The organism is Agrobacterium vacciniicorymbosi (assembly GCF_040427045.1).
Classification (GTDB): domain Bacteria; phylum Pseudomonadota; class Alphaproteobacteria; order Rhizobiales; family Rhizobiaceae; genus Agrobacterium.
On sequence record NZ_JBETMF010000014.1, the window covers coordinates 111,778 to 127,768 of the forward strand.

The 15,991-nt window shown below is 57.4% G+C and carries 13 protein-coding genes; 6 read left to right on the forward strand and 7 right to left on the reverse strand.

Annotation, left to right across the window (positions count from 1 at the left end; genetic code table 11):
* Positions 1-30: 30 nt before the first annotated feature.
* Positions 31-513, forward strand: coding sequence for a 23S rRNA (pseudouridine(1915)-N(3))-methyltransferase RlmH (gene rlmH / locus ABUK73_RS20045; protein WP_353578837.1), 483 nt, complete (start codon positions 31-33; stop codon positions 511-513).
* Here the strand turns inward: rlmH and ABUK73_RS20050 are convergent.
* On the reverse strand, positions 510-923 hold the full coding sequence (locus ABUK73_RS20050; RefSeq protein WP_353578838.1) for a hypothetical protein: 414 nt from the start codon (positions 921-923) through the stop codon (positions 510-512). The two genes, rlmH and ABUK73_RS20050, sit on opposite strands and share 4 nt — an antisense overlap.
* A gap of 202 nt (positions 924-1,125) precedes the next feature.
* Here ABUK73_RS20050 and ABUK73_RS20055 point away from each other — a divergent pair, with 202 nt between their 5' ends.
* From ABUK73_RS20055 to ABUK73_RS20070, 4 genes are all read left to right on the forward strand, one after another.
* Complete coding sequence (locus ABUK73_RS20055) at positions 1,126-2,532, forward strand: murein hydrolase activator EnvC family protein (protein WP_353578839.1); 1,407 nt, start codon at positions 1,126-1,128, stop codon at positions 2,530-2,532.
* A complete protein-coding gene (locus ABUK73_RS20060) occupies positions 2,522-3,850 on the forward strand; it encodes a S41 family peptidase (RefSeq protein ID WP_113086094.1) in 1,329 nt (442 codons plus the stop codon). Before ABUK73_RS20055 ends, ABUK73_RS20060 begins: the two co-directional genes overlap by 11 nt.
* 66 nt (positions 3,851-3,916) lie before the next feature.
* Positions 3,917-5,119: a divergent polysaccharide deacetylase family protein gene (locus tag ABUK73_RS20065; protein WP_353578840.1), complete on the forward strand. Its 1,203-nt coding sequence runs from the start codon at positions 3,917-3,919 to the stop codon at positions 5,117-5,119.
* Positions 5,120-5,150: 31 nt separating this feature from the next.
* The gene (locus tag ABUK73_RS20070) at positions 5,151-5,663 is read left to right on the forward strand and encodes an RNA pyrophosphohydrolase (RefSeq protein ID WP_082453708.1); all 513 of its coding nucleotides are present in this window, start codon (positions 5,151-5,153) and stop codon (positions 5,661-5,663) included.
* A 46-nt stretch (positions 5,664-5,709) separates the two neighbouring features.
* On the opposite strand, the gene bfr is transcribed toward ABUK73_RS20070, so the two are convergent.
* From bfr to ABUK73_RS20090, 4 genes are all read right to left on the reverse strand, one after another.
* The gene (gene bfr / locus ABUK73_RS20075) at positions 5,710-6,201 is read right to left on the reverse strand and encodes a bacterioferritin (protein ID WP_062452949.1); all 492 of its coding nucleotides are present in this window, start codon (positions 6,199-6,201) and stop codon (positions 5,710-5,712) included.
* On the reverse strand, positions 6,167-6,478 hold the full coding sequence (locus ABUK73_RS20080) for a (2Fe-2S)-binding protein (RefSeq protein ID WP_113086092.1): 312 nt from the start codon (positions 6,476-6,478) through the stop codon (positions 6,167-6,169). The genes bfr and ABUK73_RS20080 overlap by 35 nt, the downstream gene beginning before the upstream one ends.
* Positions 6,479-6,742: 264 nt before the next feature.
* Positions 6,743-7,468 carry an acetoacetyl-CoA reductase gene (gene phbB, locus ABUK73_RS20085; protein ID WP_353578841.1) on the reverse strand — a complete coding sequence of 242 codons (726 nt, stop codon included), beginning with the start codon at positions 7,466-7,468 and terminating at the stop codon, positions 6,743-6,745.
* A gap of 122 nt (positions 7,469-7,590) precedes the next feature.
* On the reverse strand, positions 7,591-8,772 hold the full coding sequence (locus tag ABUK73_RS20090; protein WP_353578842.1) for an acetyl-CoA C-acetyltransferase: 1,182 nt from the start codon (positions 8,770-8,772) through the stop codon (positions 7,591-7,593).
* 286 nt (positions 8,773-9,058) lie between these two features.
* Between ABUK73_RS20090 and phaR the strand changes: the two genes are divergently transcribed.
* Positions 9,059-9,634, forward strand: a complete 576-nt coding sequence (phaR, locus tag ABUK73_RS20095; RefSeq protein ID WP_113086089.1) for a polyhydroxyalkanoate synthesis repressor PhaR — start codon at positions 9,059-9,061, stop codon at positions 9,632-9,634.
* Here the strand turns inward: phaR and ABUK73_RS20100 are convergent.
* Both ABUK73_RS20100 and ABUK73_RS20105 read right to left on the reverse strand, forming a co-directional pair.
* Positions 9,625-11,010, reverse strand: a complete 1,386-nt coding sequence (locus ABUK73_RS20100) for an MFS transporter (RefSeq protein WP_353578843.1) — start codon at positions 11,008-11,010, stop codon at positions 9,625-9,627. The genes phaR and ABUK73_RS20100 overlap by 10 nt on opposite strands.
* Before the next feature lie 73 nt (positions 11,011-11,083).
* Positions 11,084-15,847, reverse strand: a complete 4,764-nt coding sequence (locus ABUK73_RS20105; RefSeq protein ID WP_353578844.1) for an NAD-glutamate dehydrogenase — start codon at positions 15,845-15,847, stop codon at positions 11,084-11,086.
* Positions 15,848-15,991: the final 144 nt, after the last annotated feature.

Consider the following 15,991-nt stretch of genomic DNA (forward strand, 5'->3'; position numbering starts at 1 on the left):
ATTGAGTTTGCGAAACGGATGGATGTGTGAATGCGGATTTCGATTTTTGCGGTGGGACGGCTCAAATCCGGCCCTGAAAAAGATCTTGCGTCGCGCTATATGGACCGTTTCGCCAAAACGGGACCGGCCATCGGTCTCGAATTTTCCCGTGTCATAGAGGTGGCGGAAAGCCGCGCCTCCAACGCCGAAACGCGCAAGCGTGAGGAAGCTGCGATGCTGGAAAAACATCTGGCTGACGGCGCAGCCCTCATTCTTCTCGACGAGCGCGGCAAGGCGCTCGACAGCCCGGCCTTTGCCGATCTGTTCGGCAATATGCGAGACAGCGGCAAGCGCGATCTGGTGATCGCTATCGGCGGCGCGGATGGACTTGACCCATCGCTTTACGACAAGGCCTCCGCCACCCTGTGTCTCGGCAAACTCACCTGGCCGCATCAACTCGTGCGAATTCTAATTGCAGAACAGCTTTATCGCGCGGTGACGATCCTATCCGGCCATCCCTATCACCGCGTTTAAACTTGCTCTTCGATTAGGGCGCTAAGCAATGTTTTTTGCGGTGAAAAATTTTCTTCGTCACGGAGTATCATGCACACGGTGCCAAATAGGATCTCGATAACAACATCGTTAAAAGATATTAGCCAAAATCTTGGATCAAATGCCTTCCATCGGGCGACTTGGTCGCCACCGAATACCTCGTTAAATTGCCAAGGGCTAATTAAATAGCGGAATGAATCTAGCCGCTCAGTGTTCAGCGGCGTTAAACGGAAATCGATAACATCGCTAAATTTGAGCAGGGCGTTACCGCGTCCTTCGCGATGTGAAACCTTATAGCAAACAAATGCCTCTTCACCGTTGCAGAGCACTGCTGGGTTAGAGACGCCCCCAATTTCAGGAAAAGCCTCCTTAGCAACCGATATCGAGATCATCTAAACCGTATCACTTCTAATTTAACATAAGAAATCTGTTCGCCTGGAATGACACGTTGTCAATTCTACAAGAAAATTATTATTCGACACGCTCTCGTCTCAAATCCGGCCATCATATTGCCTAGTCCGGTGATGACCCTCTTGGCGCGACGCGCCGAAGCAGCGTATGGTCGCCAATCTTTTCGACGGTTAGACATATTCCATGGCAGATGCACCCGGCAGACACAGGTGGACGACCCTTTCGGGCGCGATCCTTGCTGCCTGCATGGTCGCCGCCTATCCGGCTCTTCGCGCATGGGCTCAGGAAGACGTTGCGCCAGCCACGACAGAGGGTGCGGCCCAACAGCCAAACGATCTCGATGCGCTTGAAAAACGCCGTGACCAGAACCGGGAGGATTTGCAGGAACTGGTCGATAGTATCGGCCTGTCCGAAGACAAATCCCGTCAGCTGCAAGACAGTATTGCAGCGCTCAATCAGGATACGGCCCGTATCAAGGACGAGCTGATCGCTTCGGCTGCGCGTCGCAAGGATCTGGAAGCCAAGATCAGCGATGGTGAAGACCGCCTTGCCAAGCTTGGCATTCGCGAAGATGAGGTCAAGGCGTCCCTGCGCGAACGGCGCGGCGTTCTGGCAGAAGTGCTGGCTGCACTACAACGAATGGGCCGCAATCCGCCGCCTGCTCTTCTCGTTTCGCCGGAAGATGCACTGGCATCCGTGCGCAGCGCCATTCTGCTGGGCGCAGTCGTTCCGGGCATCCGCTCGGAGACCGACAAGCTGGTTTCTGCTCTCAAAGAGTTGACCGACCTGCGTCAGGCCATCGCGGGCGAAAAACAACAGCTGACCGATACGATGACCGCGAGCCTCGAAGAAGAAAAGCGGCTCGATCTTCTGCGGCTCGAAAACGAGAAACGCAACACGCAAACGGCAAGCGAGCTGGACGCAGAACGCAAGCGTTCTGAAGAACTTGCGAGCAAGGCAACCAGTCTCGAAGGGCTGGTTTCATCGCTTGAAAGCGAGATTTCCTCCGTGCGTGAGGCAAAAGAAAAAGAGCGTCTGGAGCAGGAAAGACTGGCCGCTTTATCGCAGTCCGAACGGGATAAAGTACAGGCCCAAACCGACGCCGGAATGCCCGATAAAAACCGCATTGCGCCCGCATATCCGTTTTCGAGTCTGAAGGGTAAACTGGCCATGCCGGTCTCTGGCGATGTGCTGCGAAAGTTCGGTGATGCCGACGGAACAGGGCATTTTTCCAAGGGAATCGTCATTGCAACCGGCCCCGAGGCACTGGTGACTGCGCCTGCTGATGGGTTCGTCGTTTTTGCCGGGGAATTTCGCAGTTATGGCCGCATGATTATTCTCAATGCCGGTGACGGTTATCATCTGGTGCTGACAGGCATGGATAATGTGAGGACGAGGCAGGGTATGTTTGTGTTCTCTGGTGAACCCATTGCCTCCATGGGCGCAAAAAGAGTGGCAAGTGCCGCTGCATTGGCGCTGGAAACTGACAGGCCGACGCTTTACATTGAATTCAGGAAAGACGGCGTACCGGTTGATTCTCAACCTTGGTGGACCGCAAAAAATACCGGAAGGGCGCGCAATGATTCGTAAGGCTTCACTTCTCCTCATCGGTGGACTTATGGGTGCCACGGCGATGAGCGTTATCTACTCGGCAAGCATGCCGGCACAGGCTGCCGGTCCTTCGACCTACAAGGAGCTGTCGATTTTTGGTGACGTGTTCGAACGCGTGCGCGCTCAATATGTGACGCCACCCGACGACAAGAAGCTGGTCGAGAACGCCATCAACGGCATGCTGAGCTCGCTCGATCCGCATTCGAGCTTCCTGAACGCGCAGGACGCCACCGACATGCGCACCCAGACCAAGGGTGAATTCGGCGGTCTCGGCATCGAAGTGACGATGGAAAACGAGTTGGTCAAGGTCATCTCGCCGATGGACGATACACCTGCTGCCAAGGCAGGCATTCTCGCCGGTGACTATATCTCGGAGATCGACGGTCAGCCAGTTCGCGGCCTGAAGCTCGAGGAAGCCGTGGAAAAGATGCGCGGTGCGGTCAAGACACCGATCAAGCTGACGATCATCCGTCAGGGCGCCGACAAGCCGCTCGACATCAGCGTAATGCGTGAAATCATCGCCGTGCGCGCCGTCAAGTCGCGTGTCGAAGGTGGCGATGTCGGTTATCTGCGCGTTATCTCCTTCACTGAAAAGACCTATGACGATCTCGAAAAGGCGATCAAGAAAATCAAAGAAGACGTTCCAGCTGATAAGCTGAAGGGCTACGTCCTTGACCTGCGCCTCAATCCGGGCGGTCTTCTCGATCAGGCGATCAACGTCTCCGACGCCTTCCTTGAGCGCGGCGAGGTCGTTTCGACCCGCGGTCGTAATCCGGAAGAGACACGCCGCTTCAACGCAACGGCTGGCGATCTGACCGACGGCAAGCCTGTTATCGTTCTCGTCAACGGCGGTTCGGCCTCCGCGTCTGAAATCGTGGCCGGTGCGCTTCAGGATCTTCGTCGTGCGACGGTTCTCGGGACCCGTTCCTTCGGCAAGGGCTCCGTTCAGACGATCATTCCACTGGGTGATACCGGTGCGCTTCGCCTGACGACGGCGCTCTATTACACGCCATCGGGCAAGTCCATTCAGGGCACGGGCATCACGCCTGACATCAAGGTGGACCAGCCGCTGCCGGAAGAGCTTCAGGGACGCGTGCGTGCCGAAGGCGAATCCAGCCTGCGTGGCCATATTCAGGGCCAGAGCGAGACGGAAGAAGGTTCGGGCTCCGCAGCCTATGTGCCGCCAGAAGCCAAGGACGATATCCAGCTCAACTATGCGCTGGACCTTTTCCACGGCACCAAGACGGATCCGTCCTTCCCGCCAAACCCTGAAAAGGCTGTCGTCAACAAGCAGTAAGATGAGGGCGCATCGGCTCAAGCCGGTGCTCTTTCTCTCCGCTCGCAGTCAGTCACGGATAGTTCATTGCCTTCAGACCTGCGCAAACCGCTCATGGGTCGACAGAGAAAAAAAAGCGCCGGCTCGTTCCGGCGCTTTTCTGCGCTTGCGGCTCTGGGCGTGATTGTGATCGGAGGCATTGGCGGCCTTTCGGTCTATACCGCTCTGTCTCCCGGCAATCTGGAAAAGAACTCCACCGCTCCTGATGTCGTTGTGAACGACACGGCGGCGACCCCGGACGAGATTGCAAAAGCAGACAGCAGCGCTGGAAATGGCGGTGCATTCTCGCCGCAGAGCGGTCGCTCTGGCGCCAATGTGCAAAGAAACACCATGCCGGATGGCAATGTCGTTTCGGTCTTCTCACCACGCACGCGCGATGCCGATGGCCCGGTGCTGATGAGTGGCCAGACCTATGGGCAGGACATCCGCATCGCAGCCCAGCCCAATGAGGATTTGCTGGAAGATTCCGCCTTTGGCAGGCTGCCGAAAGTCAGCGCCGATGGTCTGCGCCCGATGGAGCAATATGCCCGTCCGTGGTCCGGTGCCAGAGGTACACGCATCGCCATCATCGTCGGCGGGCTGGGGCTGAGCCAGACCGGAACGCAAAAGGCCATCCGCGATCTGCCTCCCGAAGTCACGCTTGGCTTTGCCGCCAGCGGCAACAGCCTGCAACGCTGGATGCAGGAAAGCCGCCGCAAGGGCCACGAAATCCTGCTTCAGGTTCCCTTCGAACCCTTCGGTTATCCCGGCACCAATCCTGGGCCCGACACGCTGCTGGCATCCGATCCCGCCAAGCTCAATCTGGAACGGCTGCACCGGTCCATGGCCAAGATCACCAATTACACCGGCATCATGAATTATCTCGGCGGGCGCTTCATGGCTGAAGACAAGGCGCTGGAGCCTGTCATGCGCGATATCGGCGCGCGCGGCCTGCTGTTCCTGGACGATGGCTCCTCAGCCCAGTCGAAAAGCGCACCCATTGCCAAGGCGCTCTCAGCACCGGCAGGCTTTGCCGATTTGCAGCTTGACGATCAGGTGAACGAAAACGCCATCCTGCGCAAGCTGGACGATCTGGAGCGTATCGCACGCCGTAACGGCTCCGCAATCGGCGTCGCCTCCGCCTTCGATGAGAGCATCGGCGCAATTTCCAAATGGTCTGTGGAAGCGGCAGGACGCGGCATCGAGGTCGTAGGCGTTTCCGCGCTTGTTTCCGAGCAGCCCGCGCAGTAATCCATTCACCTGTTCAATGAAGAGGTTCGAGATGACGATCAAGGCAGACGATCTTCCCTATCGCCCCTGCGTGGGAATCATGGTTCTGAATGCAGAGGGGCTCGTCTGGGCCGGGCGGCGTATTTCGGCTGAGAACTCGGAATTCGATGGCTCTCCGCAGCTATGGCAAATGCCACAAGGCGGCATCGACAAGGGCGAGAACCCGCTTCCCGCCGCTCTTCGTGAGCTTTACGAGGAAACGGGCATGAAGACGGTCACGCTTCTGGCGGAAGCGCCGGACTGGATCAATTACGACCTGCCGCCACAACTGATCGGCATCGGCCTGCGCGGCAAATATCGCGGCCAGACCCAGCGCTGGTTTGCCTTCCGCTTCGAAGGTGACGAGAGCGAAATCCAGATCAACCCACCGCCGGGAAGCCACACGGCGGAATTCGATGACTGGGGTTGGAAACCCATGGAAAGCCTGCCGGACCTGATCGTGCCGTTCAAGCGCGGCGTTTACGAGAAGGTCGTCGCAGAGTTTCGACATCTCTCGGACAAATAAACAAAAAGGCGGCCCGGGAGCCGCCTTTTTCAATAGAATGATCGTCTTATTCGGATTCGGCAGCGTCGGCAGAATCTGCGTTGAGCTGGCCGTACTTGGCCTCACCGATCTTGTTCAGAAGGTCGAGCTGGGTTTCGAGGAAATCGATGTGACCTTCTTCATCGATAAGCAGGGTTTCGAACAGCTTCATCGAAACATAGTCACCCGCATCATGACAGATGTCGCGCGACTTCTTGTAGGCCGTGCGGGCGTCGTATTCGCCAGCGAGGTCGGCTTCCAGAACTTCCTTTACGTTCTGGCCGATACGCAGCGGCGCAACGGTCTGAAGGTTCGGGTGGCCTTCGAGGAAGATGATACGGTCGATGATCTTGTCGGCGTGCTGCATCTCTTCGATGGATTCGGCACGCTCTTTCTTGGCGAGCTTTGTGTAGCCCCAGTCGTTCAGCAGTCGGTAATGCAGCCAGTACTGGTTGACTGCACCGAGTTCGAGGAACAATGCCTCGTTAAGCTGCTCGATGACTCTTGTGTCGCCTTTCAATGTCCGCTCTCCTGTTGTCTTCATGCAATTGTCTCAGGCGGGACATAAAATCAAAAACATCGGCTTCCGTCGAGTGCCGACGTGCATGATATTCTTCTGTGGTCTTGATAATCAGTTCGACAACGGTGGGGAAACAGCCGCAGCAACGGCCACGCTTGGACATTGCGTGGTACACTTTTGCAGGCACGATCAACTGCCAACAGTCCTCATCGAGCATCTCGTTGATGACGTCGCGAATATCGTTATCGGTGATGTAATTGCAGCTGCAAACGAGCATGGATCATTGCCTGTGTGACGCAACACGTTGTTTTCATTCTTAAACCAAAAGGAGACAGTTGCTGTCAAGAAAAACATCTAATATTGAAGATACTCACATATTAGAGTCGTTCTAAACTTAACGAAAATCATCGTATTTTCATTTGGTTAGGCGAAAATTCCATGTGGAGTTCACCGTTCAAGTTTTCGTCAGCGTGGCAAAATCGCAGCAGCTCGATCACGGAAAGTTTACCGATTTTGCTGCTCTATACACAGGGCAATCATCTTACACGAAATACTGGCCGCCATTGGCCGTCAGCGTGGAGCCTGTAATAAAGCCCGCATCGTCGGAGGCCAGAAACAGAACGCAACGCGCGATTTCCTCCGGTTCACCCAGCCGTCCGACCGGAATGTGCGGCAGGATGCGCTCATCCAGAACATTCTGGGGAATGGCACGCACCATTTCCGTGCCGATATAGCCGGGGCAAATGGCATTGACGGTGATGTTGCGCGAAGCACCCTCTTGCGCCAGCGCCTTGGTCAGCCCGATATCGCCAGCCTTCGCCGCCGAATAATTGGCCTGCCCCGCCTGCCCTTTCTGGCCGTTGATCGACGAGATATTGACGATCCGCCCGAAACCGCGCTCGCGCATGCCGGGCCACACGGGGTGGGTCATGTTGAAAGCGCCGGTGAGATTGGTGTCGATCACGTCGCGCCATTGCTGCGGCGTCATCTTGTGAAACATGGCATCGCGGGTAATCCCGGCATTGTTGACCAGAATCTCGACCGGACCAATATCGCTCTCGACCTGCGCGATACCCGCCACGCAGGCATCATAGTCGCGGATATCCCAGCAATAGGCCGGAATGCCGGTTTCCAGGCGGAACTGCGCAGCACGGTCTTCCGTGAAGGCGTAATTGACGGCAACCCTGTAGCCCGCAGCATGAAATGCCTTGGCGATGGCAGCACCAATGCCGCTCGTACCGCCTGTTATCAACGCAACCCGGCTCATCAAGGCCTCCTTTGTTCGTGTCGGTCAGCCTTTAGCGCATGTCGCGAAAAAATGCGCAGCGCTTTTGCGATAATGACGCGCGGAAACAAGGATTTCAAAATGGCATAATGATGATGGCGCGGTTACAGACCTTCAATGCACATGGCAACGCCCATGCCGCCGCCGATGCACAGCGTCACCAGACCCTTCTTTGCACTGCGACGCTTCATTTCGAACAGAAGCGTGTTGAGGACGCGCGCGCCCGATGCGCCAATCGGGTGGCCGATGGCAATCGCACCGCCGTTGACGTTGACGGTCTCAGGGTTCAGCCCAAGATCACGCACCACCGCGCAGGATTGCGCCGCAAAAGCCTCATTGGCCTCAACGAGATCGAGGTCGGAAACAGACCAGCCCGCTTTGGCCAGCGCCTTGCGCGATGCGGGAATGGGGCCGGTGCCCATGATCTGCGGGTCGACACCAGCGGTTGCCCAGGACGCGATGCGCGCCAGCGGCTGAAGACCGCGCTTGGCAGCCTCGGCTTCCGTCATCAGCAACACGGCGGCAGCGCCATCATTGAGGCCGGAGGCGTTACCCGCCGTGACCGTACCTTCCTTGTCGAAGGCCGGGCGCAGTTTTGACATGGTATCGAGCGAAGCACCGGCGCGGATATATTCATCCGCATCGACGGTAACATCGCTCTTGCGTCCCTTGATCACGAAGGGCACGATTTCATCGACAAAGCGGCCCGCCGCCTGTGCAGCCTCAGCGCGGTTCTGCGATGTCACGGCAAACTGGTCCTGCTCGTCGCGGGAAAGTTGCCACTGGCGGACGATGTTTTCGGCGGTGATGCCCATGTGATATCCGTAAAAGGCATCCGTCAGGCCATCCTTCAACATGGTATCGACCATCTTGAAGTCACCCATCTTCACGCCGCCGCGCAAATGCGCGCAATGCGGTGCCATGGACATGGATTCCTGACCGCCAGCAATGATGACCGACGCATCGCCGGTCGCAATCTGCTGCATGCCGAGCGCCACGGAACGCAAGCCGGAGCCGCAAAGCTGGTTGATTCCAAACGCGGTGGCTTCCTGCGGGATGCCCGCCTTCATCGCCGCCTGACGTGCCGGGTTCTGGCCCTCGCCTGCGCTCAGAACCTGTCCGAGAATGACCTCATCGACTTCGCCCGCCGCGACACCGGCGCGCTCCAGCACAGCCTGAATGACAGCGGCACCCAGTTCATGCGCGGGCGTATTGGCAAAGCTGCCGTTGAAGGAGCCCACTGCCGTACGTGCAGCGCTGACGATGACGATTGACGAAGACGGCATTGAAACCTCCCATGTTGCGGCGCGAGACTGGCAAAGCTTGGAAATCAAGTCAAATCATGTTGCGTAATAACCCTATGCAAAATCCGTATCGCAAGGCGCCCAAGGGAAGTGGAAGGAGAAGGCTTTGCGCTTTCACGAGAGTAAAAACCGAAAATGCTGCGCAAAAAATTGACTGCTGCATCGCACAAACCGTTTGTCAGAACGGTTGATTTCAGCATAGTCTTAAAGACGGGAAGAGCAAAAACACCTGATAAAAAGAATATACCAGCATCGCGAGGAGGCGAGCATGGCAAAACACAACGGCGAGACCATCATCAAGAAATATGCCAACCGGCGGCTCTATAATACCGGCACCAGCACCTATGTGACGCTGGAAGATCTCGCGAAGATGGTCAAGCGTGGTGAGGATTTCAAAGTTCAGGATGCCAAGACGTCAGAAGACATTACCCATGCGGTCCTGACGCAGATCATCGTGGAACAGGAAGCCAAGACGGGCAATACGCTTCTGCCCACAGCCTTCCTGCGGCAACTCATTTCCTATTATGGCGACCAGATGCAGATGGTCGTGCCCACCTTTCTCGAACATTCGATGAAGACGTTTTCCGAACAGCAAAGCCAGATGCAGGACCATATGGCCAAGGCTTTCGGCGACCCATCGGTGTCGAAGAATTTTTCCACGCCGTTCGGCTTCATGGAAGAGCAGGTCAAGCGCAATACGGAGCTTTTCCGGCAGGCCATGCAGGTGTTCACACCCTTCCCCATGCCGCCTGTGCCGAAGGAAGCCAAGAAGCCTGATGCGTCGGAGATCGATGAGCTGAAAGCGCAACTGCGCACGCTTCAGACCAAGCTCGATCAGCTCTGAACGACACGCGCCTTTTCGGGAACGCCGATCAGCAACAGGAAGCCCGCGCCGAGGAAAATCGTCAGCGTTGCCATGCCCAGATGCGCCGAGCCCGTTACATAGGTGACGATGGAAAAGGAGAGCGTCGCCATGAAGCTGGTGGCGCGACCCGACAGCGCATAGATCCCGAAATACCGGCCCGCCTCGGCAACCGTGATATTGCGCGCAAGATAGGACCGCGAAGACGCCTGAACCGGGCCAAAAGCGATACCGATCAATATTCCATAGACCAGATAGGCCTTTTCGGCACCGGTGGAAAACAGCCCTTCACTGCTGCCGACCGGCAACGTGAGCAGGCCGAACAATGTGGACTCTGTCTGGGTGGAAACGATGCCGATGGTCGCCAGAACCAGCAGGGTAAGGCTGATCAGCACCGTGTTGCGCGAGCCCAGACGTTGATCGACCCGGCCTGCGGCAATGCAGCTACCTATCGCCACGATATTGAGAATGATGCCGTAAATGCCGATTTCCATCGTGCCCCAGCCGAACAGACCGGCTGCGAAAGCGCCGCCCAGAATGATGACGCCGTTGACGCCATCCTGATAGAGCATGCGCGCGATCAAAAACCGGGTGATGGCGGGGCGGCCCCTCAGCTCTTTCAAGGTGGCTTTTAATTCCGACAGGCCGGAGCGAACGGCGCTGGCAAGCGGCAAACCCTTCTTCACATCGGGCGTGTAGAAAAACATCGGCAGAATGAAAATGAAGTACCAGACGGCGGCAATCGGCCCTGTGATACGCGCATCTTCCCCCGCTGCGGCATTGAGCCCGAACAGCGGCGGAATGCCGAGGATCGTCACGCCCTTGCCCGGCGCGGCAGCCAGAAACAGCACCACGAAGATCAGCACGACCATTCCGCCCAGATAGCCGAGGCCCCAGGCCGTATTGGAAATACGCCCGACATTTTCCGGCGTCGTCAGCCGCGGCATCATGGAATCATTGAAGACAATGGAAAATTCGGCGGCAATCGACGCGATGATCATGAAGGTCACGGGCCAGATGATCGGCGATCCCGGTGCGGCGAACCACAGCATCGCAAGGCTTGCGATTTTCAACGTTGCGAAGAAGGCGATCCAAGGCTTTCTCGATCCGGACTGATCGGCAATCGAGCCGAGGATGGGCGAGAAAATGGCGATGATGACGGAGGAAATCGTCGCCATATTGCTCCATGTCGTCTGCGCGGAAATCGGATCCGCCGTCAACCGGGCAACGAAATAGGGGCCAAAAATAAAGGTGGTCACGACCGTGAAAAAGGGCTGAGCCGCCCAATCGAACAGCATCCAGCCCCAGATGCCACGCTTCGTCACGGTTTCTCCGGTCTCAAGGGAAGAGGAGGCCATTCGTCACCCTTTCGGCCGTTTCAATAAAAGCTGAACTGCCCGGCTATGACGCCGGGCAGTGATGTGTCTGATATCAGACGTTTCGAGCCTGGACTATATCCGAAAGCAATCCGGCGGCAACCGTCAGACGGGCGAGGTTGGTTTCGCCGCTATCGCTCAAGCCGCCAAGTTCGGAGACGATGCGGTTGACGCGCACGCGATCTGCCGCATACCAGGCCTGCACCGGGTTCTTTTCCTTGGCATGCTCCGTCAGGGCCGAGATGACGATGCGCCGACGCGAGGAGGCGATCTGGTCTTGGCTGCGCAGCAGCGCAAGGCTTTCATAATGATCGGCTGGCGTCACGCGCTGGCCTGCATCGAGAAGCCTTGCCACACGGAAGGTAGCCGATACTGCCGCATAGCTCTCAGCAGCGCGGGCAAGCGTGGTGTTTGCCTGCTCCGCAATCAACATGATTTCCGGCACATAGACCAGCAGCGACAGCGTTTCCAACTCACGGATCAATGCCGGTGCGACACCCTCGATCTCGCTGAAGCCGATCTCTTCCTTGTATCTGGCGGCAGCCGGCGAGAGCGTCTTGATAGCCGTCTTCAGCCCCTCGATTTCGTCCACCATCGACCCTGTCGCCGTTGACGTCGTCTGGAGATAGAGCCGCGTCGCGTCGGTGAAGATGCGTGCGACATTAGCGTAAAGGCCGTTCTGGACCTCACCGGGGATTTGTCCGTCCAGCTTGTCGATTTCGCTCCACAGGCGCTTCAGACCAAAACCGTCCTCGACGATCATCGCAGCTTTGACGACCGCAGGCGCGAGCAAACTGCTGGCATCGACCAGTTTCTGAACGAAGCCTGGCCCGCCGCGATTGACGACCTGATTGGCGAGCGAGGTCGCAACGATCTCGCGGTGCAGGCGGTGGCCGGTGATATCGGCAGCGTACGTCTTCTGCATCTTGCTCGGGAAATAATCCGTCAGAAGATGCTGGAGATAAGGCTCATCCGGCAAGGTGCTGGCCACCAGCGTATCGAACAGCGTCAGCTTGGCATAGGACAGTAGAACGCCGATTTCAGGCCGGGTCAGCGGCTTGGCCGCTGCATAACGTTCGCTGAACTCCGCATCGTTGGGCAGAGTTTCCACCTTACGGTTCAGCTGCCCAGCCCCCTCCAGCGCGCCCATCAGACGGCCGAGTTCCTCACGATTTTCCGTACCGCGACGCTCGGTCAGAGAAATGGCCAGAGATTGCAGGTAATTGTTGCGCAGCACCAGTTGCGCCACTTCTGATGTCATGGAGGCCAGAAGCTGGTTGCGCTTGGGCAATGTCAGACGACCATCATTGACGGGAGACGCCAGAGCGATCTTGATGTTGACCTCGACGTCGGAGGAGTTGACACCCGCCGAATTGTCGATGGCATCGGAGTTGCATCGGCCACCGGCCAGCGCATAGGCAATACGTGCCTTCTGAGTAATACCGAGATTGGCCCCTTCGCCGATGACCTTGGCCCGCACTTCCGTTGCATTGACACGGATCGGATCATTGGCGCGGTCACCCACTTCGGCATTGGTTTCCACCGCAGCCTTCACATAGGTCCCAATACCGCCGAACCAGAGAAGATCGGCAGGCGCCTTCAGGATCGCCGTCATGATTTCGAATGGCGTGGCGACGGATTTATCGATGCCGATGGCAGCCACCGCTTCCGGCGTCAGCGTCACGGATTTTTCCGCGCGGGAAATGATCATCGCACCCTGCGACAGGGTCGAGCGATCATAATCCTGCCAGCTGGAGCGCGGCAGGTCGAACAGGCGCTTGCGCTCGGCAAAGGACTTATCGGTATCAGGCGTTGGATCGATGAAGATGTCGCGGTGGTCGAAGGCCGCAATCAGCTCGATCTTTTCCGACAGCAGCATGCCGTTGCCGAAAACGTCGCCGGACATGTCACCCACGCCAACCACCTTGAAAGGCGTTGTCTGGATGTCGGTGTCTATTTCGCGGAAATGCCGCTTCACCGTTTCCCACGCACCCCGCGCGGTTATGCCCATCTTCTTGTGGTCGTAACCGGCAGAACCGCCGGAGGCGAACGCATCGTCCAGCCAGAAACCGGCCTCACGCGCCAGACCATTCGCCGTGTCGGAGAAGGTTGCCGTGCCCTTGTCGGCAGCAACGACGAAATAGGGATCGTCACCATCCAAACGGAGCGTATCTGCAGGCGGCACGATATCATCACCGACAATATTGTCGGTGATGGACAGAAGCGTGCGGATATAGGTCTTGTAGGCTTCCTTGCCCGCATTGAAGATTTCATCGCGGTTGCCGCCAACCGGCAGGTTCTTTGGGAAGAAACCGCCCTTGGCGCCCACAGGCACGATCACCGCATTCTTGACCTGTTGGGCTTTGACGAGACCCAGCACTTCGGTGCGATAATCCTGCCCGCGATCCGACCAGCGAAGACCGCCGCGCGCTACTTTGCCGAAGCGCAGATGCACGCCCTCGACTTCGGTTCCGTATACGAAGATTTCACGGAACGGTCTTGGATCAGGTAGCCCATCCAGAAGCTTCGGATCGAATTTGAAGGCGAGCATCGCCTTTGGCGATCCATCCTCGTTGCGCTGGAAATAGTTGGTGCGCAAGGTCGAATCCACCGCATTGACGTAACGGCGAAGCGTGCGATCCTCATCCAGATTGGGAACGCCCGACAGTGCCGTCTCGATGGCCTTGTGCAGATCGGACAATTTGCGCAGGCGCGGCTTTTCACCCAGCTTCGGATCGAAGCCATGGGCAAACAGCTCAAAAATCTTCGCCGCAATCGCCGGATATTTGAACAAGGTCTCGGAAATATGCTCCTGCGAATAGACGATGCCCGTCTGGCGCAGATAACGCGCATAGGCGCGCAGCACCGACACGTCGCGCACGCTGAGGCCCGCAGCAAGGATCAGCCGGTTGAAGTTGTCATTATCGACGGTGCCGTGGAAGGCCGCCAGGAACGCTTCCTCCAGCCGGGGACCGTAGACGCCCAGATCGAGCTTCACGCCCTGCTGTACCTTCAGTTCCATATCGTGCAGAACGATGGTGCGGGTTTCATCGCCGCTTACCACGCCGACATCGAAGGTGCGTTCGCTGATGACGCTGAAGCCGAGATTTTCCAGAAGCGGCACGCGGCGCGATAGCGGCAGGTGACCGTCGCGATGGAAGATTTTCAGCGATAGAACATCATTGGACTGATCCTCGCGGCGGTAGAACTCGATGCGCACCGGCTCCCCGCCTGCCGTGGCGGTGATATCAGCCATATCGCCAATCGCCTCGTCCGGCGTGAAGGCTTCCTGATAGGCCTGATCGACATCCAGAACCGGTGCGCCGGAAGGCGAAAGTGCCACGAAATGGTCGATCCAGCGCGCCGCGATATCGCCGACGGCGTCTTCCAGCCTGTCCTGCGCCACGCGCGGTGTCTTGTCGTTGGTGCGACCGACGATGAAGTGCACGCGCGCGACAGCGCCTTCTGGGAAGGCTGGGTAATAGGCGGAGATATGGCCGTCATAGACCTGGGCGAGATACTCGCCGATCTTTTCGCGGACGTAGGAATTATACTCTTCGCGCGGCACGAAAATAATGACGGACACAAAGCGGTCGAAACGGTCGATGCGCGGCAGCACGCGCACGCGCGGGCGGTCACTCAGTTCCATGATCTGCTCGATGAAGCGGATCAGAAGATCGGTATCGATCTGGAAAAGATCGTCACGCGGATAGGCTTCCAGCGTGTTGTGCAGAATGCGGCCCGAATGGCTGTTGGGGTCGAAGCCGAAATGATGCTCGACTTCGGCGACCTTGGCACGCAGGAGCGGGATTTGCTTGACCGAATGCGTATAGGCCGTGGCCGTAAACAGGCCGACGATGCGCAATTCCCCGATAACGTTACCATCCGCGTCGAAACGCTTGATGCCGATATAGTCCATATAGGCGCGGCGGTGGACGATGGACTTCACATTGGCCTTGGTGACGATCAGGAAATCCGGACCATCGAGAAAGGCCAGAATTTCCGGCGTCGTCGTCACCGCATCCTTGCCGAGACGCAGCACGCGCACATTCGGGTCGGTCAGCGTGCCAAGCCCGCTGCCTTCGCCGCGCTCCACCTTGGCGTTCTTGCCCTGACCGGAATAGCTGTAGTCGCGCATGCCGAGGAAGGTGAAGTTGTCGTTGCGCAGCCACTCTAGAAAGGCCACCGCCTCCTTGCGTTCGGACTTGCGCCGGCTGGAGCCGCGCTCCTTTAACTCTTCCAAAGCATCGTCGAGCTTGGCCAGCATGGGCTTCCAGTCGCTATAGGCAGACTGCACCTGCGACAAAACGAAGCGGATTTTTTCCTCAAGCGTATCAGCAGCCTGCGCCGCCACCGGTGCAATGTGAAGCTGGATCAGGCTGACATTGTCCTCCGGCGCATCCTTCTCAGGGTCGGCCAGTCGGTATCCGCCCGCCACGCTGGCATCGATCACCATGATCGGGTGAACGGCGAGATAGAGGCTTCGGTAGCTGCTGGTAACCTCACCCATGACGGAATCGTACAGGAAGGGCATGTTGCGCCCGATAACCGTCAGAACAGTGACCGGAACATCACGCGGCGCGACACCCTCTACTTGGGAAATACCAATATAGGGCTTATCCTTTTTCCAACGCGAAAGTTCTTCTGCCGTATGGCGGGCAGCAGCGGCCAGCATTTCCGGCGAATAATACTGGATATCATCGGTGCTGGCGCGTCCAAAGACGATCGCCGGGTCTATGAACGGCGCACCGGATGCTTCCGCCAGTTTTTTGGATTTTTCGAGTTGTTTGTCGCGTTTTGGATTGTTCCGGTAGCCCATTTTATCTTTTTTCCTCCCGAAGGATGAGGGTTTGTGAAGAAAATCGAAAAATATCGTCGTCTTCGTCAAAATCGAATCGGATATTGGCGCGGAATTATGAATAGTTTAAGTGGGCATCAATGCTTTAAACGAGGTAGGCAAAAT

Excerpts from the sequence above, each read along its gene's own strand:
- rlmH (WP_353578837.1), top strand. The coding sequence starts at position 31 with ATGCGGATTTCGATTTTTGCGGTGGGACGGCTCAAATCCGGCCCTGAA.
- ABUK73_RS20050 (WP_353578838.1), bottom strand. The coding sequence starts at position 923 with ATGATCTCGATATCGGTTGCTAAGGAGGCTTTTCCTGAAATTGGGGGC.
- ABUK73_RS20055 (WP_353578839.1), top strand. The coding sequence starts at position 1,126 with ATGGCAGATGCACCCGGCAGACACAGGTGGACGACCCTTTCGGGCGCG.
- ABUK73_RS20060 (WP_113086094.1), top strand. The coding sequence starts at position 2,522 with ATGATTCGTAAGGCTTCACTTCTCCTCATCGGTGGACTTATGGGTGCC.
- ABUK73_RS20070 (WP_082453708.1), top strand. The coding sequence starts at position 5,151 with ATGACGATCAAGGCAGACGATCTTCCCTATCGCCCCTGCGTGGGAATC.
- ABUK73_RS20080 (WP_113086092.1), bottom strand. The coding sequence starts at position 6,478 with ATGCTCGTTTGCAGCTGCAATTACATCACCGATAACGATATTCGCGAC.
- phbB (WP_353578841.1), bottom strand. The coding sequence starts at position 7,468 with ATGAGCCGGGTTGCGTTGATAACAGGCGGTACGAGCGGCATTGGTGCT.
- ABUK73_RS20090 (WP_353578842.1), bottom strand. The coding sequence starts at position 8,772 with ATGCCGTCTTCGTCAATCGTCATCGTCAGCGCTGCACGTACGGCAGTG.
- phaR (WP_113086089.1), top strand. The coding sequence starts at position 9,059 with ATGGCAAAACACAACGGCGAGACCATCATCAAGAAATATGCCAACCGG.
- ABUK73_RS20100 (WP_353578843.1), bottom strand. The coding sequence starts at position 11,010 with ATGGCCTCCTCTTCCCTTGAGACCGGAGAAACCGTGACGAAGCGTGGC.
- ABUK73_RS20105 (WP_353578844.1), bottom strand. The coding sequence starts at position 15,847 with ATGGGCTACCGGAACAATCCAAAACGCGACAAACAACTCGAAAAATCC.